14 protein-coding genes and 10 pseudogenes are annotated in these 21,022 nt (G+C 57.7%); 19 read left to right on the top strand and 5 right to left on the bottom strand.

The features are described from left to right. Positions 1-32 precede the first annotated feature (32 nt). The 5 genes and pseudogenes from IVB01_RS00795 to xopAG form a co-directional block, all read left to right on the top strand. Positions 33-206 (top strand): annotated as a pseudogene (locus IVB01_RS00795) (transposase); the annotation flags it as partial. A 323-nt stretch (positions 207-529) separates the two neighbouring features. Beyond that, entirely contained in the window at positions 530-1,636 is a 1,107-nt protein-coding gene (locus tag IVB01_RS00790) for a phage integrase N-terminal SAM-like domain-containing protein (RefSeq protein WP_247494183.1), read from the top strand. 33 nt (positions 1,637-1,669) lie between these two features. Further along, positions 1,670-2,120: pseudogene (locus IVB01_RS00785) on the top strand (IS3 family transposase); the annotation flags it as partial. Positions 2,121-2,282: 162 nt separating this feature from the next. Beyond that, positions 2,283-3,959: a trehalose-6-phosphate synthase gene (locus IVB01_RS00780; RefSeq protein ID WP_247494182.1), complete on the top strand. Its 1,677-nt coding sequence runs from the start codon at positions 2,283-2,285 to the stop codon at positions 3,957-3,959. A gap of 626 nt (positions 3,960-4,585) precedes the next feature. Further along, positions 4,586-5,929: a XopAG/AvrGf1 family type III secretion system effector gene (gene xopAG / locus IVB01_RS00775; RefSeq protein ID WP_247494181.1), complete on the top strand. Its 1,344-nt coding sequence runs from the start codon at positions 4,586-4,588 to the stop codon at positions 5,927-5,929. Between the two features lie 204 nt (positions 5,930-6,133). Here the strand turns inward: xopAG and IVB01_RS00770 are convergent. Next, positions 6,134-6,757, bottom strand: a pseudogene (locus IVB01_RS00770) (ATP-binding protein); the annotation flags it as partial. A 99-nt stretch (positions 6,758-6,856) separates the two neighbouring features. Here IVB01_RS00770 and IVB01_RS00765 point away from each other — a divergent pair. Continuing rightward, on the top strand, positions 6,857-7,096 hold the full coding sequence (locus IVB01_RS00765) for a hypothetical protein (protein WP_247494180.1): 240 nt from the start codon (positions 6,857-6,859) through the stop codon (positions 7,094-7,096). Positions 7,097-7,296: 200 nt separating this feature from the next. Here IVB01_RS00765 and IVB01_RS00760 read toward each other — a convergent pair whose 3' ends face one another. The 3 genes and pseudogenes from IVB01_RS00760 to IVB01_RS00750 form a co-directional block, all read right to left on the bottom strand. Beyond that, positions 7,297-8,196, bottom strand: a complete 900-nt coding sequence (locus IVB01_RS00760; protein ID WP_247494179.1) for a bacteriophage abortive infection AbiH family protein — start codon at positions 8,194-8,196, stop codon at positions 7,297-7,299. 644 nt (positions 8,197-8,840) lie between these two features. After that, a pseudogene (locus IVB01_RS00755) lies at positions 8,841-9,060 on the bottom strand (hypothetical protein); the annotation flags it as partial. A gap of 1,028 nt (positions 9,061-10,088) precedes the next feature. Then, positions 10,089-10,289: a hypothetical protein gene (locus IVB01_RS00750; RefSeq protein WP_247494178.1), complete on the bottom strand. Its 201-nt coding sequence runs from the start codon at positions 10,287-10,289 to the stop codon at positions 10,089-10,091. A gap of 206 nt (positions 10,290-10,495) precedes the next feature. On the opposite strand from IVB01_RS00750, the gene IVB01_RS00745 reads away from it, so the two are divergent. From IVB01_RS00745 to IVB01_RS00735, 3 genes and pseudogenes are all read left to right on the top strand, one after another. Continuing rightward, positions 10,496-10,696, top strand: a complete 201-nt coding sequence (locus IVB01_RS00745) for a hypothetical protein (RefSeq protein WP_247494177.1) — start codon at positions 10,496-10,498, stop codon at positions 10,694-10,696. Between the two features lie 26 nt (positions 10,697-10,722). Continuing rightward, positions 10,723-10,965: pseudogene (locus tag IVB01_RS00740) on the top strand (hypothetical protein); the annotation flags it as partial. Positions 10,966-11,685: 720 nt separating this feature from the next. Beyond that, positions 11,686-12,293, top strand: a pseudogene (locus IVB01_RS00735) (transposase); the annotation flags it as partial. A 904-nt stretch (positions 12,294-13,197) separates the two neighbouring features. Here the strand turns inward: IVB01_RS00735 and groEL are convergent. Then, positions 13,198-13,593 (bottom strand): annotated as a pseudogene (gene groEL, locus IVB01_RS00730) (chaperonin GroEL); the annotation flags it as partial. Positions 13,594-13,648: 55 nt separating this feature from the next. Here groEL and IVB01_RS00725 point away from each other — a divergent pair. The 10 genes and pseudogenes from IVB01_RS00725 to IVB01_RS00680 form a co-directional block, all read left to right on the top strand. Beyond that, positions 13,649-14,817: pseudogene (locus IVB01_RS00725) on the top strand (aminotransferase class V-fold PLP-dependent enzyme); the annotation flags it as partial. Between the two features lie 21 nt (positions 14,818-14,838). Continuing rightward, a pseudogene (gene nifT / locus IVB01_RS00720) lies at positions 14,839-15,030 on the top strand (putative nitrogen fixation protein NifT); the annotation flags it as partial. Between the two features lie 413 nt (positions 15,031-15,443). Next, positions 15,444-15,926, top strand: a complete 483-nt coding sequence (locus IVB01_RS00715) for an SIR2 family protein (RefSeq protein WP_247494176.1) — start codon at positions 15,444-15,446, stop codon at positions 15,924-15,926. A 519-nt stretch (positions 15,927-16,445) separates the two neighbouring features. Then, positions 16,446-16,635: pseudogene (locus tag IVB01_RS00710) on the top strand (nitrogenase cofactor biosynthesis protein NifB); the annotation flags it as partial. Between the two features lie 26 nt (positions 16,636-16,661). Beyond that, positions 16,662-16,886, top strand: coding sequence for a ferredoxin (locus IVB01_RS00705; protein WP_247494175.1), 225 nt, complete (start codon positions 16,662-16,664; stop codon positions 16,884-16,886). A gap of 946 nt (positions 16,887-17,832) precedes the next feature. After that, a complete protein-coding gene (locus IVB01_RS00700) occupies positions 17,833-18,147 on the top strand; it encodes a nitrogen fixation protein NifZ (RefSeq protein ID WP_247494210.1) in 315 nt (104 codons plus the stop codon). Further along, positions 18,144-18,383 carry a nitrogen fixation protein NifZ gene (locus IVB01_RS00695; protein ID WP_247305696.1) on the top strand — a complete coding sequence of 80 codons (240 nt, stop codon included), beginning with the start codon at positions 18,144-18,146 and terminating at the stop codon, positions 18,381-18,383. Before IVB01_RS00700 ends, IVB01_RS00695 begins: the two co-directional genes overlap by 4 nt. A gap of 15 nt (positions 18,384-18,398) precedes the next feature. Beyond that, the gene (locus IVB01_RS00690; protein WP_247305693.1) at positions 18,399-18,752 is read left to right on the top strand and encodes a DUF3024 domain-containing protein; all 354 of its coding nucleotides are present in this window, start codon (positions 18,399-18,401) and stop codon (positions 18,750-18,752) included. Positions 18,753-18,785: 33 nt separating this feature from the next. Beyond that, positions 18,786-19,055, top strand: a complete 270-nt coding sequence (locus IVB01_RS00685) for a DUF6129 family protein (protein WP_247305690.1) — start codon at positions 18,786-18,788, stop codon at positions 19,053-19,055. 563 nt (positions 19,056-19,618) lie between these two features. Continuing rightward, on the top strand, positions 19,619-19,837 hold the full coding sequence (locus IVB01_RS00680) for a hypothetical protein (RefSeq protein ID WP_247305687.1): 219 nt from the start codon (positions 19,619-19,621) through the stop codon (positions 19,835-19,837). Positions 19,838-21,022 lie beyond the last annotated feature (1,185 nt).

Below are 21,022 nucleotides of genomic sequence, written 5' to 3'. Positions count from 1 at the left end.
ACTGGACCATTTTGGCTAGAGTTTTCGTATCGATTCCCGGTTGGCAGGAGCGAAGGACGACGAAGGCCTCGAGTTTTTCGGACGCCCAGAAGGCGTTCATCCTGGAGCAGGGCTGTGACGGGATTGCGGTGGCGGAGATCTGCCGCAAGTCCGGGATCAGCCAATCGACCTACTTCAACTGGAAGAAGAAGTATGACGGACTGCTGACGACCGAGATACGACTATAACCGCCAATCCCCACAAGGTTGAGGTGTGCACAGGGCGGAATGAGGTGGCGTGAAGGATCGACTGAATGAGGTTCTTCAAGCGTACTATTACGTACCCGCACCGACCCGGCAAGGCTGCGAGCAGTATTACCTGAGCCGCTGGAATTCGATAAGCGCCAAGCGCTTGTGAATGCGGATTCCGATCGATGTCGTCCAGGATTGAACGAACCCGCTACGCGGGAGTGGGAGCAAGCCTGGTGAACTAAGGTGTCCTGTCTGAGAGGATGTTGGTCTTCGCACCCCTCTCAAGACAGGAGACCCAGATGGCTACGATGAGCCCTCTTCGGCAGCGCATGATCGAGGATATGACGGTCCGCAATCTGTCGCCGTCGACTCAGCAATCCTATATCTATGCGATCGCAAAGTTTAGCCGCCATTTCGGCGACGCCCCGGACCGGTTGAGTTTCGAGCAGGTCCGTGCCTACCAACTGCACCTCATCGGCCAAAAGCGTTCGTGGTCCCACATCAATCAGGTGGCCTGCGCGCTGCGCTTCTTCTACGGCGTCACACTCGGGCAGACGGAGGCATTCGAGCGGATCATCGGTGGCCAGAAGCCCGACAAGCTTCCGCTCGTGCTTAGTGCCGAAGAGATCAAGCGTTTTCTGGACGCTGCTACAGGGGTGCGCAACCGCGTCGTGCTGGCGACGGCTTATGCGGCTGACCGCCACGAACATGTCTTCGCGTTGACTCAATCACTGGAACTCTACGACGTTTACCAGGCAAAGATGCTCGACTGTGATCGCAAGCTCGAAGTCCTGATCAGTGCATTGAACACCAAAGGAGCAAGACCGGTCAGAAAGCTAGCCAAGCCACGCGTAAAGACCAAGCAGGTCAACACCCCCACCTTCGATGTCAGGACTGCACTGTACGGCGTGCTCGGCGTCGATTTGACTGAGATCCATGGGTTGGGTCCGTCGCTCGCATTGAAGCTCATCGGCGAGTGCGGCACGGATTTAAGCGCATGGCCGAGCGCCAAACACTTCACTTCCTGGCTCTGCCTCGCACCCGGCAACAAGATCTCCGGTGGCAAGGTGCTGTCCTCGCGCACACGGAGATCCTCAAGTCCCGCAGCTGCGCTGTTGCGGTTGGCAGCCACAACCGTGGGGCGGAGCGAGACAGCGCTGGGAGCATTCTATCGTCGGCTGTCCTCACGTGCGGGTAAATCGAAGGCCGTGACGGCGACCGCTCGCAAGATTGCGGTTTTATTCTACAACACACTCCGGCACGGCATGAGCTACAGGGATCCTGGTGCCGACCAATATGAGCAGCAATATCGTAGCCGCGTCCTCGCCAACCTACAGCGCCGGGCGAAATCGCTAGGCTTCGTGTTGCAGGCCATTCCGGGCGACGCCAATCCGGCTGTTTCTTAGGAAGTCGATCGCAATCTTTGCCGGACCCCGGACATGAGCTTCCGTTTCATCGAGGACCATCGCGACGCCTATCCGGTGCGGCTGATGTGTGCCGTGCTCGAGGTCTCGCCGGCGGTACTACGCTTGGCGAGAGCGCCCGGTGAGCGAGCGCGCGACCGCCAATGCCGCTCTCCTGACCGCGATCAGGCAGGTTCATCAGGACAGCGGCCAGCGTTACGGCAGCCCGCGGGTCCATGCGGTGCTGCGAGCCCAAGGCAGCGGCGCCAGCCGTGGGCGGATCGAACGCTTGATGCACCGGCATGGCATCCGCGCCATCATGGCGCCGCCGCGCCGGGTTCGCACGACCGACAGCCGCCATGGCCTGCCGATTGCCCCGAACCTCATCGCCAGCAACTTCACCGCTGCCGCGCCGGATCGGGTCTGGCTCGCCGACATTACCTACATTCCGACCGCTGAGGGCTGGCTCAATCTTGCCGCCATCATCCTGGATGCAAGCGCCGATGCGGCTATTTGGCTCGACACGTGGTCACCTTCCCGAGAACTAAACCTGCTAGTCCTAAGAGGTAGAAATAAGTGGGGCTGAGAAATAACTGGAGGCAGATCCGCGAACCGCATCAAACTGAAACATCATCAACGGAGCTACGAAATGGATCGAGTCCATGGTGCGCTCAAAGCGGCGACATTGAGCCCCGATGCTACATTACACGCCGCTCAGCAACCTGAAGCGATAGGCCAGGGGGCGTGTGATCAACGCCTGAGCGAAATCCCACTGCAGCTAGAGCAACAAGCCAGCGGAGGTCCTTCCCAACCTGTTATCTCGAACGACCTTAACGATCGTCTCGATTTGGTCGGCCGGCCACCAATAATGAAGCTGGTCGTCATTTCGAACCGCGGCGCTCGCTTCGATCCCAATATACCCCAGACCGGCGGACTTGCAGCCGGCCTCGAGCCAGTCTTGGAATGTTCCGGGGCCATCTGGATGTTCTCCTCGGATATCCGCGGCGAGGGGACTGAGAAGCCCCTGCCGCTCGAGAAGGTTGGCAAAGGTCATGTGGCCAAGCTCGATCTTCCGGTTGAGCACTATCCCGGCTACTATCGAGATTATTCGAACTCGACGTTGTGGCCGGCATTGCACTCCCTGTCCGACCGGATGTCGAGCACGCAAGAGGGGTACCGCAGCTATCGAGAGATGAACGACTTTATCGCGCGCGCGGCGTTTGGCTTGCAGGATAGGGACGCATTCTGGGTGCACGACTATCATTTATTTCCTCTCGCGGCCGATCTGCGTAAGCTCGGCATCGAAGGGCCGACCGGCTTTTTCCTGCATACGCCATGGCCCGCCCCTGACATGATCAAGCTCGTGTCCAATCATCGCGAACTGATGAAGTCGATGTTGGAGTACGATCTGTTGGGTTTTCAGACGAACCGAGACGTGAATAACTTCCTCGCTTGTCTGCGTTCCCATCTCGCGCTGGAGAGCAAGGATGGCGTTGTGATCTCGGAGCGGGGCCAGACGCGATGTCAAAAGTTCCCAATCGGTATCGATCCGAAGCGGTTCGCAGAATACCTGGCTGCAGACTTGTCTCCCGCAGAGCAGGAGAAAGTTTCGTCCCTTCTGAAAAGCGTCGAGGGCACCACGTTTGCGATCGGCGTCGATCGGCTCGACTACACGAAGGGCATCGACCAAAAGGTCGAAGGGTTCAATCAGCTTTTGGTGAAGGCCGAGCCGCGCAGCATCTCGCTGTTGCAGATCGCGCCTCCATCGCGTGCCGACGCTGAAGAGTATCAGAGGTATAGAAACGAGGTAGAGAGCCGGATCAACCAAGTCAATGCCGAGCACGGCACGGACGAGTGGAGCCCGATCCACTACATTAACGAATCGTTCAGCCAGTCGGCACTTGCGCGTCTTTACCGCGCTGCGCGTGTTGGCGTCGTGACGCCGTTGCGGGACGGCATGAATCTCGTCGCGAAAGAATATGTTGCTGTGCAGAATCCAAAGGACCCCGGCGTTCTGGTGCTCTCGAAGTTCGCGGGTGCGGCCGAAGACTTCAACGACAAGGAGGCGCTGCTGGTGGATCCGAACCGTCCTGAAGAAATCAGGGAGGCAATTTGGCAGGCGGTCAACATGCCGCGAGAGGAGCGTATCAGGCGCTGGCGGTCGATGATGGACAAACTTGAAGCGTATACGATCCACCACTGGTCGGCGGACTACCTTCGAGAGTTGGACAAAAGCCAACTTCGCGCCGCTGCAGTGATCGCCTACGACAAGGTCAATCCCGCCCGCACGGAGCTGAGGGGGCGCCTATGCGAGGGGAGTCTTTGAGGCTTTACCGGACCCGGTGAAACACACACAGGATAGCCTTTGGGCGCCGCCGCGGACGACGGCTCCGACCATCGGCCCCAACGGGCAAGAGCCGGCCGCCAGCGACCGATTGGACGAAAAGTAGTGCCCAAGGGCGAGATTCCCGATATTGCCGGTCACGAAGATCTGAAGCTGCTCGTGATAGATCCACCGGTCCATATGACAGCGCCCTCATCTCCTCTGGCCACCTCGCCTCGGCCGCCGAAGCCGTGAGTGCCCTGCTGATTGCGCAGGTGGGGAAAGTGCTTGAAGTAAGACCTCATGTCGGATGCAAACTGATCGCGGTATCTGATCTCTCTTCAAAACCCGAGTCTAATACTGCCAAGTGACAATTCAGTGCGAGCGGGTTCACCTACTGGAGACGATAGGAAGTGCGTATCACAAATAGTCAATTCGGAACGGTGTTTCGGGCGGCGCCACGCACCGAGATCGCACCACAGGGCTTGATGGTTCGGCCGCGCACGACCAAGTCGAATACGACTCCACCGACCAAGTGCCTTGCCACTCGACAGATCCCTCCTGGTCTTCGTGGGTCCAATCAACGCTCGAAATCCAGTGGCGGAGAGGAAGCACGCGGAAACTGCAACTTGCCGGGCTTGGCCTCTCGCGTGATGAAGTATGCTTTTGGCGCGCTCGGAGCGGTCTTTTTTTATGACAAGATGGCCAACGACTTTTTCCTCTCCACTACGTCTTTGCACGACGGAAAAGGGGGCTTCAGCAGCGACACCAGACTTACCAAGGCCGAAAAACAAGCGGAAGAATACTTTCAAATTTATTGCAGCCTTTCCGATGAAGAGAAGAATCGCATTGCCAGCCAGGTCAAAGCCCCTAGACTCATTGGCGCTAACAGGTTTGCATCCATGATAGACTACCGTGCTGCCACCAAGGTTCACATCAAGAACCTAGTAAATACGGAGCAAGCACACATCTCCATCATGAAAAATATCAAATGCCTCAAAGGGGGTCGGATGACAATTGAGGGTATCTCGAAACATGCTCCAACGATCGTGCCGGACAGCGTGGATTTGACGAGTTCACCAGAATACCTGAGGAAGAACAAGTACTCCCTGTCAGGTGTTAGAAATGAACAAACCGGCTCGACCGGTTATGCATCGAGGACGATAACGAAGCCGTTTATTGAGAGAGGGCTGGATCATTTCATTGCAGAAGTTGAAAGCGACAGATCTCTTTCACCCAAGCAAGCCGTCGAGGCACTGGAAGCCCACCTCAATAGCGACAGACGCCTTGGTGAAAACGCCCAGCTGATCGCGGGCCAAGCCTTTTTGATTGTTAGCCGGGCCTATGAGAGCAAGTGGGGAACCGCACACAAGGTTCTGATGCCTTATCTTCATGAAAAGGGATGGCTGTCTCTGGCGGAAAATGAGAAATTAGGCAAGACGAGGCCATTTGCTCGGGAAGATATGGAAAAGGGCTTGCTCAGGAGAAACACCAGCGTGATCGGCCCGTTTTTTCATGATGCGTACGTCCGTGTGCATAGCGCACTTTCTGAAATGGAGCTGGTATCACCAAAAGACTTTTCGCATAGGGAAGTCAGAGAAATGAGATACCTTCCGATTGCTCATTTTAGGCTGAATGATAGCGAAGATGGATTTGAAGACTGCTCGGGTCTAAGCGACTCGTTCACATCGTTCAACATTGCCGTTTGCATCAATCACGCGAGAATGATGAATGGCGACGAGCGTTTGTCAAAGGATGACGTGGTGGCACTTGTTGGATGTCTGAATGCGGTTTTTGATAGTGCGAGCGGAGTGAGGCATACTCTACAGGAAAACGCGAGAGCATGCTTTGCCGGGGCTGGATACGCGACGGAAGACGCAGACGACTTCTACAGAACTGTATGCAAGAATGCGTCTGATGAGTTTTATGGTGGCAAAGCCAGATACGCTAACCGGAGATTTCTTGGGTTCTGAGGCTGTGAAGATCGAATCCAGCAAAGAATTCAATTGCGTGTCGGCTTCGCCTCTGCTTGCGCAGTCAGCGCTCTTGATGCTCGCGGAGGACGCTTCAACTATTTGCGGATCTTCATAGTAGCGAATCCACCTTGGGCTGCTCGCGGAGTGGATCCTGAAATCCAAGTTGGCCTTTGTTACTCCATGGGGACGCGAAGTTTCCGGCGCGTGCCACTGGTCGACCGGGAGTTGGCTGGTGACGAGGGTGGAGCGGCGGCCGTAGCGATCCTCCAGGATCTCCAAGAGGTCGTGGCGGGCGCCGGCATCGAGCGGCTCGAGCCCCCAATCATCGAGGATCAGCAGATCGACACGGTCGAGGCCGCGCGATAGGCGTGGATGGCGGCCGTCGCCGCGCCGCGAGAGCGAGGTCATCGAACAGCCGCGGAACACGTTGATAGAGCACGGTGCGATTGTCCCGGCAGGCCTTGTGGCCGAGCGCCGAGGCGAGCCAGCTCTTGCCGACGCCGGCCGGGCCGCAGATCAGCAGGTTAGCATGGTCGTCGATCCAGCGTCCCTCGACAAGCTTGGCAAACAGTGGGCGGTCGGGGCCGCGCGGGTGCGGTAGTCAATGTCCTCGACGCACGCCTGCTGGCGCAGCTTGGCGTAGCGCAGGCGAGTGGCGAGCCGTTTGTCGTGCCGCAGCGAGGCTTCACGCTCGAGCAGCAGAGCAAGCCATTCGGCGTGACCGAGGCTGCCAGCCTCACCGGCAGCTTCGATGTCGACGAAGGCCTTGGCCATGCCGTGGAGGCCGAGGGCGTTGAGGCGGTCGAGGGTCGGATGGGTGAGCAAGGGATGGGAACCGGAAGAGGCCGCGTCACCCGGGCGACATCATCCCGGAATACTGGGCGAGATCGTCTCGGAACGGATGGGCGACTTCAAATCGGAATAGTGGGCGAGATCATCTCGGAACGATGGGCGACATCGAGCGGAATCCGCAAGCTTACGGTTCTTACCGACACCGATTGCAGTGTCATGCGTGAATCATTTGGGCGCTGTTCGGCTCTGCTCCATAGTCAGCCAGGACAGATCAACCCAAGGCTGGCTGCACCTTCCGTTATCGAAGCCGAGATCGATGCGCTGGAGAAATGGATCGCCGACATCCGGGCCCGCCAAGAGAAAGCTGCTTGATCACGCTCAGAACGGGCATGTCAAAAGCGGCACCAACGGCGCCGCCGCGACCCCAGCCACTACATGAAAAGGCTGGCTGGGTTTGCAAGGCTAGGGGCATCTGGCAACCTGTGGTAGAGAGGAGCTGTCAATCCCTCTCATTTGGCAAACGTGGAAGCCCTGTGACGATGCTCGTGGGCGCCGTCGCTGACGCGCCTCGCTCAAAAGTCAACAAGAAGCGCGTACTCAACAAGTCGGGCATCAATGCCGAGATCGCCGACACGCTTGCGGACCGCAGTCGGCTCACCGAAGTAGCTTACTTTCCAGCGCGACCGACTTGCATCGATGTTACGGATCACTTCTTGGAAATATGGATAGTCGACCTCCGAGACGGAGTGCCCCATGACTAGAATTTTCTCAACCGTCGCGAGCTTGCGGAAGAACGCTTGATACCTCTGAATGATCTCCTCAGTTGGCTTGAATGTCTCTTTGAAATAGGAATCAACCAAGGCTTGGCCTTCCACGACACGTGTATCAGCATTCTCGGGGTCGGTGCTAATCCGATAGGGATCAAGATTGTCGTCGGGCTCCCAGCCGTGTCCAAGCACGAGCAGCGCCTCCGGGTCGCTCGCCGCTCCGTGGATGTGCAGGATGTTTTGATCCGGCACGTTGTAGAGGTGCTGCAGTGATCTGGTATAATTGAAGTTCAAGAAGGAGGCTGATGGATCAATCGGAAGCCGCAGGTTCTCAATTGGCGGAGCGTCTGGGATGCGCAGCTGCCGGATCCAATCTCCAAAACGCGCTCGCAATGTCTTCGAAATCGCATCGACAACTTGCTCGATCTCATACTGGTAATCGTGGTGATAGGCGTCGCTCCATTCTTCGGCGCCATAAGGCATTAAGAAATCGGATGCGTCCTCGATCAACGTATCACTATCGAAGTGCGCGAGCCGTGCCTCGAACTCGGCCCAAAACGCCGCGTTGACGTCGAAATAGCGTTCCACGACCTGATACGTCGCGTGGTCGACCGCCTTCAGGTATTCACCGAATGCCCTGTAAGACGATTGAATTCCGTGATGCAAATCGAACCCATTGCCAATGATGTAGAGTGTGTCGCTCAAACCGTCGTCATCTTTCTCAATAGCGAGCCGTGCCTAGCAGGACTTCGATCAATTCCGCGGCTCGAGCCGAACAGAGTGGATGCGTCAACCCTCTACCCTCTTCGTTGTTCGAGCATCATTCGACTTTTTACGCAACAAGAAGGCAATACATGCTAGCGCCGAAGAGGCGCTTCCACACAACCTGCGTCCGTCGGGAGTGGTTCGAAATCGTGCCGCCCGACATCCTGCCCTTTCTTGCGCGAGCCGGTCGGGGCGAGTTCGTCGCCAAGAACGCTTGATGCCTTCCAGATCGTCGGTTATGAGCGCGCCCGGTCTCGGTGGGTGGAAATGGGCTGACCTAGAGATTGATGATTGCTGTCCCTTCTGGGGATGTCCGTGCGGCATGCATTTTCAGGAAGCCTCACAGATGGGATTACAGCATGCGCTGCGACATGCTGTGCGATTTTTAGAGCTCGGGCTGCACGACGAATATCCGTGGCGATGTCGCTCCTTGCTAGGAAGGGGGCGTGACAACGTCGCGTTTGCATCTAACAGGTGCGGAACCAGCAGTCCCGGTTTAATCTTGCCGTAGTAGAAAACTGCCTTGTGACGGCGGTTTTACAAAAGAGAAAACTATCGGCGCTTTTTGGACGCCAATCGGTGGCTATCGCAAGCAGCCTTGCATCCCGGCGCGGCGAGGGAATCGGTTCGCCATAGATGCGGCGCGTCTCTTCGGTGTAGAACTCGACATAGGCGCCACCGATATCGACTTCGCCCAGCGCCTTGGAGAGCGGCTTGCCCTGCTCGGAGGTGCCGATCGCCAGGTGAGCCGACTCAGGCGCGATCAATGTAGCAGCCCTCCCGCAGAAGTGACGGGTCCTTCAGACGCTAGCGCGGGATGGACGAGCCTTGCGTGGGTTGTGCGGCGGCGGTCGGGGTCGTCGCGTTGCTCCTGGAGGTTTTCAAATCCGCGCAATCAGATCTCGTCGAGCGTGAAAAAAGGCCGCGCGAGACACCGCGCGGCCGAGTCAGGGAGGAAACGCCCCGAAGGGCACTGAATAGGAGCTCGGCAAGTAAATGAACTCACTGGGAACTCCAATCTTGCACGAAACGTCGTCAGATCGTGCAAGCGGATATCGGATACTCATTTACCTGGGAGGATTGGAGGCGTTCGCAGCCATATCTTGCAGTTTTTGTGCGCAGATTTCGTTAAGTTCGCAGCAACTGCTATCGTGAAGCGTTTCTCGCGAGAATATTCGCTTGCGTACTGTTCATTGAGGCCTTCGAACACTCGCTCGGTGTACGCGTCCGTACCCTCGATAGCTCGATTTCAGGATCAATCAAAATAAGTCAGCGCTCGTCAACGAGCGGCAGAGAGACGTTGAGCTCGGCGATTTAGCAGGATAGCTGCGCGACAGTGCGAACCAGCATCGGGCGCGTCCGGACATGTCATTTGAGAGGCAAAATGCACAAAGTCGCGATCAGAGATCGTTGGCCATCATCACCGCGTCGCGGATTCCACGTTGGGCTACTCGAACAGCTGGCACTCCCGGGGATTTCAGGGGGTCATTATCACAGGCGCAATCTGCACTGTCGCACGCTCTACGGGAGCGTGGCGCAACGTGAGTCGAATGCCAGCAACGAATTCAAAGGTCATGTCGTATCGTTGTCATAAACCTTCTTGGAATCCGGCAAATTGCAACCGAACTCGAGCGCAAGCCCAGTCAAAGAATCGATCAAGAAACATGCCGACAATCATTAGCGCCAGCTCGCAGCATCCAGTCGTATTGAGGGATTCGTGACCGATTTGCGCGACGATGACCCCATGAAGGAGGCGACCTCCCTGCGGTCTGTCATCAATCTCTATGCAACACGCTTCCAGAACGTGGTCTCGGCCCAACGAAACCTTGGCTTCAACGAGAATTAAGGAGTTCAATGCCCGAATGGCCGTGCGCGCAGTTGAGCATCGGGTGAGCGAGCTCAATTAGCCTCAGCGCGCGATATTGATGCTGAAGATGCGCCGCCACGAGAAAGAGTTCATGTAACGCGGCGAGGACAAAGCCATCGCGATGAAAATCGTCAAAAAGAGCCTCTTCGGGGCTGGATTCCATCACGGAGGTGGTTCCTCGGCACTGGCGTAGCGGAGCAGGAGCATCACAACTATGCGCCATGAGGAGGACACGGCCGCGACGTTTCAGGTAATCAACAAACAACGGCAACTGTGGTGAAGTTCATAGTCTTGGAATCAGCTAGTAGTTCATTCGAAAGTTTCAGCGTACTTCCTCGTGCTACCATTCTTTGCGCCTTGCGGAGTCGCCAAGTGTTGGACGCAACGACCACTGCGCTTTTGCGTGCTGTTCTTGAGGAGGTTTGCGAGGGTCTGCCTCGCAACGAAACCGGCACTCGGGCCCATGTCGCTTCCAAGATCTTGGACGCCGCCAACAGAGGTGAGATCACGGCGGACGGCCTTAGGCAGGTCGGCATGGAAGCTCTTCGCTCTGCGCCAACAATGTGGCGGTAGGTGCGGACAACAGTGATAGTGCTAATGTGAACTTCCAAGTCACGGTGCTGAAGATCCTTGTGAGCTACCGGGACGGGTTCGCATCGATGCCGGACCTCAAGCGAGACATGGCCATTTTGGCCACGAGCGGTCCCGATTGGGCGGCGCGCACCAAGAGAATGGGCGCCCGCGTGCCCGAGCTCGACCTTTTTTCGCAGCGACTCGTCGAGCGTGTGAATGGAGGGTGGCGCATCACGGACAAGGGACGAGCGGTGCTCGAACTGATGGAGCCGGGCCCTAGCACGCCCCAAGTCCAGGCCAGAGGACCGGAGAGCTCCTGAGCTGCCATCGCCAGTGCCGGCACGATCCCATTCTGTCGAACTACGTCGGTGCCAGCCTGAACGACTGGGGCCGCGCCGGTCCTCGAAGAGCCGAACGTGCGCACCGCATTCTTAGACCGACTATCTAGGCGATTAAGACCGCGCCCGACGATCAGGTTGCCGAAGGAGAATTTTCGATGCCGTTGTGGAGTTCGAGCTTTTTATTTGGAGAGCTGGAACGAGAAGTGCTGATATCTCAGCACATATCAGGGAAAGGTGCTGTTGCTTCGATCAGATCCAAGATCCCGGGATGGCAGTGCGCCATTCATGTATGGACCTCGAGTTTCGGCGCGTGAGCCGTTGGCTGGAGCCACGGCGCAGGCGCGGCCAAGTGGGACGGAGTGCCTGGGAGCCTCGCCGCCTCTCCGGCAACAGTATCTGAGCGCTGATGCCGCTCGGCATAAAGCGATCGATGGCCGACACGCTTGGTTCGCATTGACTCACGTCAATTCGCTCCCGCCTCGTTCTTGAAGCATCCCTCTTAGACCGTCGTCCGTGAACAACGCCTAAGGTGCTGATCAGGATCGGTTTTCCGGACGTTGGCGCGTTTCGGATTGCAGGCTTTGATAGGTTTGAGCATCGGAAGCCTGCAACTTGCAGTTTGAGATTCCGTCGAATCGCGAAAGCCGGATTCGATGGCCGCATCGGAGGAGCCGATGCGAACCGAAGAAGCCGAAAGCGACCGAAGAAGGCGATCTATTTTGTGCCAGGCTCGACCAGATCATCAACATGAAGCACGAGCTGGTGCAGCTCGCCGGCAAGGTCGACTGGGATTGGATCGATGCGCAGATTGCACCGCTGTACAGCGACAAGGGGCCGCCCTGGGATCGAGACCCGCTTCGTGGTTGGGCTGCTGCTGCTCAAGCACATTTATGACCTCTCCGACGAAGTCGCGTGCGATCGCTGGGTCCATGATCCGTATTCCAGCACTTCACCGGCGAGGCGTTTTTCCAGCATGAGTTTCCGCATGAGCGCTCGGATCTCAGCCATTGGCGCACGCGCTTTGGTGCAAGCTCGAGCTTCTGCTGGCCGAGAGCCAGAGGGTGGCGCACTACGCCGGAGCACTGCGCAGGCGCGATCTCAAGCGGGTCACGGTGGATACCACGGTGCAACCCAAAGCCGTCACCTTCCTGACAGACGGCAAGCTGCTGTGCGAAACAGCATCACCCAGGGTCTTGCCAGTCCGGACAGGGCTCGGCCGAGGCGCGCCGAAGCAAAAGGTCTCTCTCCGATCAGCTCCATGAGCTTGGCTTGTGCTGCGCGAGTTAAGTGCCACTGCGCCAACTCGGCACGAAAGACTGGCTGAGCTGCCTCCGCGTAAGCGCAGAGTAACTGCTGGCTAACGAGGCCGCCGCAAGACCAACCTGAACTCTCACGATCTCCGCCGGCCGATGGCCCGTCGGATCTGATTGACCAGATAAGTCCCCCAAATGATCATCATGTCGCCGACACGTTCCGCGCGCTTGCTCTCAAGGAACGTTGACCGGCGGCATGGCCGCGGTCGGGCGCAACACGAAGCGTTCTTGCTGCTGCCCGCGCGCCGCCAAGATGATTGCAAAAACCACAAGGAAAATTAGAGACCCACGCATGACCAAAAACTACCTCCGAACATGAACCCCTCACATCCGGGCCAAACGACACGCATCGCGGGCAGGATGTCGCGCCGCTCTTCAGGTGCCGTTTGCTGAGCCGAAAGCAATAGCGATCATTCGTGCCGTAACACGGCCGAGTAGCCTTGTGCGGTGCTCAAATAATGCATTTTCGAGGCGCAACAGCCGGAATTATGTGCGCAATCAGGATAAGAACTGACCGCGCGGGCGCAGGAAAGGGGCCCGGTTGCAATTCAGGCCGCAACTAGGGGCGCTCATGCGCGAGCATGATTTTGTTTCCGGCCGCCTCCTGGGGGTGACCGCCGCGGGACTTATACTCCTATGTTCCAGCCTATTCGCCTTCGTCTTCTTGTAGAGCTTAAGCAATTTAAGGCCTCGTATCGCCTCTGACGCCAAAGACCATAAGTTTTTTCGACTGCCGACTTGCCACCTTGGCCACCTTGATGTGCCTCGCGAAGAGCTCTTCTGCTTTTTTTCTGCCGGAATGACTTGAAGGCGCCGCTGAGCGGTGTGATCCTGATGCTTTTGGAACAGTGCGCAGGCCCTTGGGCTGCTCGGAGGCACAGAGCAGGGCGACGGCGCTGCCCAGGACGATGCCCTGCTCGATAGCCGCGCGGGTCGCATGCATCGCGTCATCAACGCGATCCTTGCGCTCCTTCGACTTCGGTCGCGCCGCCAACGCGGATCACCGCGACGCCGCCGAGCTTGGCGAGACGCTCCTGAAGCTTCTCAAGGTCGTAGTCCGAGGTGGTCTCCTCGATCTGAGCCTTGATCTGGGCCACGCGCGCCTCGACGTCGGCCTTCTGCCGGCGCCGTTGACGATCGTGGTGTTCTCCTTGTCGATCATCAACTTCTTGGTGCGACCGAGCATGTTGAGCGTGACGTTCTCCAGCTTGACGCCGAGATCTTCTGAGATCGCCTCGCCGCCTTCGCTTGATCCGGGTGGCGGCGCAACCAAGGCGCTCGAATTGAGGGAGGATTAAGTGCTGATCTATCTCGACAACAACGCGACGACACGGACAATCCGTCCATCCTACAAGCCATGTCGCCGTTCTTCTCCGAACAGTTCGGCAATGCCTCCTCCGCCCATGCCTTTGGCCGAGAGGATGCGGAGCTGTGAAGCAGGCGCGTCGCAGCGTGCAAGGATTGTTAGGGAGCGCGCATGATCACGAAATAGTCTTCACATCCGGCGAGAGCGAGGCCAATAACACCAAATTCCTTTCTGCGCTCGCGACGCAGGAGCGCCGCGACGAAGTCGTCACCTCCGTCGAGCATTCCGCCATCCTTGCGCTGGTCGAGCAATTTGGCGACAACGACCGTTAAGACGCGCGTGATCCCTCTACATTCATACGGCCGGCTCGACATCCGGGCGTTTCGATGCGCGCTCGGACCGCGTACTGCGATCGCGTCTGTTATGTAGGCCAACAACGAGACCCGGCACGATTTTTCCGGTGGAGTTTCTAGCCGGGTGACGCGAGAGGCGGGCGCGCTGTTTCATACGGATGCGGTGCAAGCCGTAGGCAGCTGCCCATCAACCTGAAGGACAGTGCCATCGACATGCTGTCGCTGTCCGGGCTCAAATTGCACGGTCCTAAGGGGATCGGCGCGCTCGATTTGCGCAAGGCACAAAAAAATTCAGGCCGCTGATCTCGGGCGGCACACAGGAACGGCGGCGCCGCTGCGGAACCGAGGATATCCCCGGCATGGTCGTCGGGTCTTGAAAAGCCGCAGAGCTTGCGGCGGCTCGGCTCGAGCCGGAGCGCTTTCGCATTGGTGCATTGCGCTACCGCCTCCAGCAGGGGATTTTAGCCACCTCCGACTGCATGGCGCTTGGCGATATCAGCAACCGGCAACCAAGTAGGACAAACATCGTTTTTGACCATCTCGAAAGCGCGCAATTCTCCACCATCTCAATCGTGTGGGCATTGCCGCTTCGCTCGGATCAGCCTGCGGATCCTGCTCAATCGAGCCGTCGCATGTCCTGCACGCCATGGGCTTGCCGGAGAAGAGCCTGCACGGCGCGGTGCGCTTGCCCCTGTCGCGTGAGACAACCCTCGAAGAGGTCGACCAGGTCGTCTCCGTACTGTCAAACATTGTGGCTCAGCTGCGCGCCAACTCGCGGGAGCATGCTAAACCACGCAAGTATACATCGCGGTCCAGAAAAATTGACCTCATGAAACTCTTGAGTCGCCGCTCTCTTGATGCGGGCCGTTCGCAAGAAAGCTCTCGAAGAGCCGATCGTGGAATCCGAGTATGAAACGCTCTCGCGCGGTTGGATCAGAATGGCCAATGGCTGGATGACGATCTGCCCGAGATGACGAGCGACACGCCGCTGCCGATCACAATAAATGCCAGGACGCGGGGGAGGACGGGCGGACTGATGAAGGCGCTCCCGCGAATTGAGTTTGTCAACGCAGCCGACGCGAAGGTGATTCTTACCGATCTTGCGGTGAGGATGAGAGCCTAGCATTGTTCCGTATCTCGGACTTGGCCTCGCCGAGTTGATCGGACCACATATGCCAATGACACAGGAGGCCTTCTGCCTTCTCCAGCAAAGTTGCGCTACCGCGCCAGGCCAAAGGCAATGTCTGGGCGCCGGCGCAGAATGTCGAGAGCGACATACATCGCTCCACCGTGACGGCTTTGATGGTCCAGGCGTTCGCCCGCCGGTGGAGTCGACACCACTGCATCATCATCTAGCATCCTTACTGCCGGTGATAGTCGACTCTTGGTACGACGGCCCGATGCGGACGGCACTCGGTCGACGGATGGGGTGAGATGCAAAGTATCGCGCGCTCCGGCATCCACGTCGATTGCTGGTATCCAATTTACGATCCGGCGAGCCAAAAGGTTGATCATGCCTCGGCGACCCATTGGCCTACTGTGCTGCGCAAGGCGCACGGCAGCGTGCTGCCGGTCAAGAGCTTTCTGATTACTGACGCTGATTATGTTGAGGTTCTGACTGCAATCGGCATCCAGACACCAGTTCCCAACCTCATCAAGGAAAGGCGGAACGGACGGAGCTTCCTCTTCTTCGGCTGTCTCTTCAATGATCGGCTTTTTGCTATTTATGCGCGGCAGATCACCAAACGCTCGGCTGACGTCCATTACGCTGGTCGATCCGCAAGCACTCTCGCGCAACGAACTCTACTTTCTGATCGAGCAACACCTGACACCGATCGCGATATGACTCCCGCACGCGATAGAGATGTTGAGCGCCAAGTAGCGGCGCGAAGTGGGCTGCTCGCCGCGGTCCGCTAGTAGGAAGAGGTCGCATCGCAAACGACGGGTGCGGGTTGGGAGAATTCACGCGAGCTCAATGAGAACCCAGCGGCCATCTCCGTCACAATTGCGACGCCTGTCGCATTTGCGACGTGTGAACTGTCGCTGACGCGTGCACAACTGTGCGGATCACGTCTAGCTAACTCATTCACAGGGCGGGGAATGCCATCGCCATCCGAGATGGCACGAGAGTTGCTAACTCTCGTTCTGTGGCCGCTCAGGCTGTTCGCCAGGTGCACACTGGGCAGAGAATTGAATATGAACGCTGTTGCCGGACGCGGAAAACATGTCAAACATGCTGAGGATAGCGGCGGGATGCGGGTCATCGCCGATTATAAGGGTTCCTGGAGCTCTTCGAAGAATGGCAAACGGAGCTATGGGTCACAGGCTGCCCCAGGCGATCTGCCGTCCGAAATCTCGGACAAAGTTAGGACTCATCCCTGCTATAGCGAAGAAGCTCATCATCCTTACGCTCGCATCCAAAACTCGTCGGGCACCGTCGTGGCCAAGATTGGTGGCTACCCAAGAGACATTCTGATCAATGCTGGGATCGAGCCGATCGATCAATCCGAACACGATCGTCGAGAAATCGGCGATCGGATGGTTCAGGGGCTATCTCCATAAAATCAAGAGCGGTGAGATCCGGCACGTCAAGCGCGGCGACGCCGCGATGCGGCAAGAACCGTGACCTCGGTCGCGTAAGAGGTTGTATCGATGCCATTCAAGATCATCGCCTCGCAATGTACGAGTTCCTCGGCTTGTGAACCCTTGTGCCCGAATGTTGCAATGTCGGTGAAGGCCGGAAACTTCGTAATTGAATCCAAGAAGTGCACCGAATGCATCGTCCATTTTGACGAGCCGCAGTGTGTCCCTCTCTGTCGAGTTGAAAACACCAACGTCATCGACACATCAGTGCCGCGTTACCAGGCGCCTGCCTAAAGGGGTGTGCTCGTGAACTTCATGCCGAGCTCCGTCACTGCAAAGTCGCGAGTATCGCCGTGTGCATCGACGGCTCCGCAGGCGTCGACTTGCAACTTCCTGTCATGGCCATGGATTGCTCAGGATCAATCGCCAACATCGATGCGTAGGCGGCGCCGCGGGGCCCGTAAGAAAGTCATGGAGCGCAACGGTCCAAAGTTGCGCCCCGATGCCGAGCACCCACTAAGCAGCGCTGTCATCGATTTGACCCACGCCGCTGTGCTGACGGGGCTGTTCTTCGCCGGGCCAGGTGCACCGCCTTGCAACGTCGAAGGGGCCACCTGTCAGAGGAGGAAAGCTGTCCATGAACATGGACCAAGTCATTCCACTATCAGGCAGCAAGGGAGCGTTGGTCGCGCACACGCGGCTCGACGAAGCTCTGCTACCCGGAGCCGAGGATCAGCAACAGCAGACCGGACTCTTCTATCACTCTGGACGGAGTGGCCGAAAGCACCTGCTCGAAGCAGAGACGTTGGCTTCTGTCCCGATCGAGCTCTACCGCTCCGACTTCGACAGACTCGCTGGGCCAAGACGTCGGAGGTGGCAAAGCTCTGCATTTTATTGCGGCTGTTGGATCGGGACGCAGCGCATCGAGTCGCGCCGGCTTGGCTGGCTGATGAATGATGAGGCCATTGAGTTTCGCCGCATGGTGGCACGACGTATGCGGCTGCTTGGCATGGTGAACGACCCCGACACCTCCGTGCACCTCGAGTTCGCGCAGCGACTGTCACCTCATTCGGTAACCGCTCTGAACCGCGAACCTGAACGGCATACCCGCTACGAAGTGGCGATTCGCCTCGCGGATGACGAGTCGGTATGTCTCATCGCAGACGAGGACAATATGCTTCAGAAGAGCACCTCTGCTCGCGTCTCCGTGCGCCCTGCAGGTTCGCGAGGGGGGCGGTGCATGAACATGATCGTTCGCGACAGTGATGTGGTCCAGCTAACCGGGCCGCCCGCGTTCAGCTTCGGCGAAAAGGTGCGGGCCAGCAGTACCATCCGCAATGACGGTACCCTTCGCGGTAAGGAGATCGGCGACATTCTGGCCAAGAAGGGCGACGTGGGTTATGTCGTTTCCATCGGCACGTTCCTGCAGAAATTCTATATCTACGGTGTCGAATTTCTTGAAAGTGGCTACCGCGTCAGCATGGGGCGCAAAGAGCTCGACCCGGTCGACGAGGGCGTGGATGATCTGCCATTGCCGGAAGTGGCTGTGTCATGACAGAGCCGCGCGTTCCAAAATATCGATCGGGCCAGCGCGTGAAAACCGCTGTCAAGCTCATCAATGACGAATCAGTTGCCACCGCGCCGCCTGATGGGATCCTGGTCGGCGCCGGTGCTATCGGCGAGATCGTCCGGGTCGCGATGCATACCGAAGCCAGCGTGCCGATCTATCTTGTAGATTTTGGTGAGCGGCTGGTCGTTGGTTGTCTTGAAGAAGAGATCACAATCCTTTGAGGGGATGTTCTCGCAATGAGAGTGTCGAGAGAGGTACCGGTCGGACTGATCCCGCATCCGAACGAGCTAGATCGCAAGCGGATCGAACGTGCTTTGATCTCGCGCAAGCATTATCGCTATGTCTTTCCGAGTGTGACGCCGGTAAAGGCTGGCTATCTCATAGAGAGTCCCTGCTGCTCGCGCAATATCGACAACGATGGCGGTCAGATCGATGTCGCGCTATTTCATTACGATGCCGTGAGCGGGATCTGGAAACTGTTCTTCAAGAATCATGCGCGAGGAAGCTGGAAATTTTACAGCATTTTCCACCGGCTTGCGTCGGCGATCGATGAATTGAACACGGATCCCGAGCGGCTCTTCTGGCAGTGATGCTCACTTGGCAGCAATCATATAGGAGCCACAATGGCACTAGCCACAGAACAATTGATCGAAATTGAACGCCTGCTTGCGACAGCTAACACAGACACTAGCGCCGTTGCTGACCTAAGGCGCCGCTTTCCGCAGCTCACCTTGGTTCGATGTGATGCATCGGATGTGACGCAGCAGCCATTCCGGCGTCTTCCGCAGTTTGACCTGCATCTAATCGATGGATCGGACCACTGCATGCAGATTACGGCCGACCAGGCGCGAGCGACTGGGTTGGTGCTGGCTAGAAGGCATGTTGGGCGGTGATCGGCACTGGACCCGCAGAGAATCGCCTCGATGACGCCGAGGCGGTGAATGCAGTTCCGCTCTCGGATCTTTATATCATTGTTGCCGACTCTCTGCCGTCGAAGCGCTATTGTGTTCGCAGCGAATTTCCAGTCGGTCGACGACTGAGACGCTCGAACGAGCTTTCGGGGTCTATGTTGGCCGCAAGTATAGCGTTGCGGTTCCAAGCGCACGATTGGGCTGCTGCTTGGCCTGTAGGCCCTCGTTATCGAGCGGGAGCAAGAGGTAATCAGCCTCCTCCTATTCGTTTCTCAGACCCTCCATGCCATCAATCTCGCGGACGCGCGGGCGGAGTTTGCCGACATCGACTGTTGGCCCGAAACGTGACTCAAGGCAATGCTGAAGAACGTATGAGGCCTAACACACAGGCGATTGTCGCCGCCAAGCCGAACGGACCACCCGGCACCAATGCAGGTGCGAAGTTCAAGTCGCGGCGCGAGGTCCACCCAAAAGGGGGCGAAACTGAACACGTCACGATCGAGCAGCCCACCGGTCTCTAAACCTGTCAAAAAAACGGGAACGATATGAACCCGCAGATCATCATTCACGTCCGCTTCGCCCCGAATGGCAGAGTGATCCAGATCAGCGAGCGCCCGGCGAGGCTCACGCCCGACCAATGGTTTGATGTTCTCAAGGCCCGAGCCGGCTCTGCCTATCGCCCACTGTCCCGTGGTTGTGGCGTTTTTCGGCTGACCCGGGCCGCAGTTGATACCTTCAAGCAAGAAGCTGTGATGCTGGCATGAGCGAAGAGATCATCGATATCGTGGCTGAGCCATAAGATTGAGGTGTTCGCAGGCTGTCCAGCCGATGCGGTCGAGCGGGTGGCGCTAGCGCGTACAGTCTGTCGCAGATCGAAGACATCGGCGAGGGCCTGCCGGTTACAATTCTTGTGATCCTGACTTTCGGCAATGACACGATTAGGCCAATCGTTGCTGGCACGACGGAGTCTGGCTTAAGATCAGTTACTGCGGGTTGTTCTCCGGATCGGTCATGATTCAGATACAACGGCACGGTGCGACCTTGGAGGTCGACAGTGGGTTTTGCATCGGGGCCCCGGAATGCACACGCTGAGATCGGTTGCACTCCACGCTGTAGTCGACAGTTGGGTCCGAGTGTCCGGGGGTGCGTATAGTCGCGATCCGTCGACTTTGCGAAACACCCACGTGCCGGCGGTCTCGTTCCTCCGATAACCGATCGACAGGCCTCGTCCGATTGATACCAAGACGGGCGTTTTGCGCACCGGCTTGTCCCGCCGCGCACTGCGGCTTTCGAGCGTCTTGTCCCTGATGCGCCTGACCATCGCCGATGCCTCAGCTTCATTGCGAAGTGTCCAGCCGGAGTTCAGTGGACAAGAATGTATACGGGACTGATACTGGCGGACGCCAGCGCACTCGATTCCTTGAGACGGCCGGCAAGTCGAAGATCTCTATAATAGGGCGCCGTGTCCCTCTCTCAGCTGAACAAGAACAAGCGTCGCTCAGAAGCATGCCTTGGCCGCGGAAGGAGCCCATGGGAGGGAGACAAAAGCTCGCTAGCGTTTCTTTCCTGCGGAGCCTTTAGCGCCGTCTTCTTTTCGAAAGCTGTACAAGCGGAAGACACCGATCAGCATATGTTAGGTGAATCATCCCGTTCACGTCGCGATACGCGAGAACCGACAAGTCTGAGTTGACAGCTGAATTAGACGGTTGCGTCTTACAAAGGATATTTTCTCAAAATTACCCAGATTCAGAGTTCGGTCGCCGCGACCAATGCGACCTCATCTGGAATAATCACGATCGGGCAGGGCCGTAAGGTCGAAGCAGAACAGTTCGAGTCATCTCCAAAACGCTGAGCGAAAAACACCGCGTATCCACGGACGACCGCTGGGACAAAGGTCCATCGCTCCGATCTCATTGGCAAAGGCTGCCGCAGAGCCGGAATGATCTCGT

The sequence above is a fragment of the Bradyrhizobium sp. 164 genome (assembly GCF_023073715.1).
Classification (GTDB): domain Bacteria; phylum Pseudomonadota; class Alphaproteobacteria; order Rhizobiales; family Xanthobacteraceae; genus Bradyrhizobium.
This window is presented reverse-complemented; position numbering and strand designations above follow the sequence as displayed.

What these genes read in the sequence shown, in the direction of transcription:
- IVB01_RS00790 (WP_247494183.1), top strand. Translation starts at nt 530, where the DNA reads ATGGCTACGATGAGCCCTCTTCGGCAGCGCATGATCGAGGATATGACG.
- IVB01_RS00780 (WP_247494182.1), top strand. Translation starts at nt 2,283, where the DNA reads ATGGATCGAGTCCATGGTGCGCTCAAAGCGGCGACATTGAGCCCCGAT.
- IVB01_RS00715 (WP_247494176.1), top strand. Translation starts at nt 15,444, where the DNA reads ATGCAAAGTATCGCGCGCTCCGGCATCCACGTCGATTGCTGGTATCCA.
- IVB01_RS00705 (WP_247494175.1), top strand. Translation starts at nt 16,662, where the DNA reads ATGCCATTCAAGATCATCGCCTCGCAATGTACGAGTTCCTCGGCTTGT.
- IVB01_RS00700 (WP_247494210.1), top strand. Translation starts at nt 17,833, where the DNA reads ATGAACATGATCGTTCGCGACAGTGATGTGGTCCAGCTAACCGGGCCG.
- IVB01_RS00695 (WP_247305696.1), top strand. Translation starts at nt 18,144, where the DNA reads ATGACAGAGCCGCGCGTTCCAAAATATCGATCGGGCCAGCGCGTGAAA.
- IVB01_RS00690 (WP_247305693.1), top strand. Translation starts at nt 18,399, where the DNA reads ATGAGAGTGTCGAGAGAGGTACCGGTCGGACTGATCCCGCATCCGAAC.
- IVB01_RS00685 (WP_247305690.1), top strand. Translation starts at nt 18,786, where the DNA reads ATGGCACTAGCCACAGAACAATTGATCGAAATTGAACGCCTGCTTGCG.
- IVB01_RS00680 (WP_247305687.1), top strand. Translation starts at nt 19,619, where the DNA reads ATGAACCCGCAGATCATCATTCACGTCCGCTTCGCCCCGAATGGCAGA.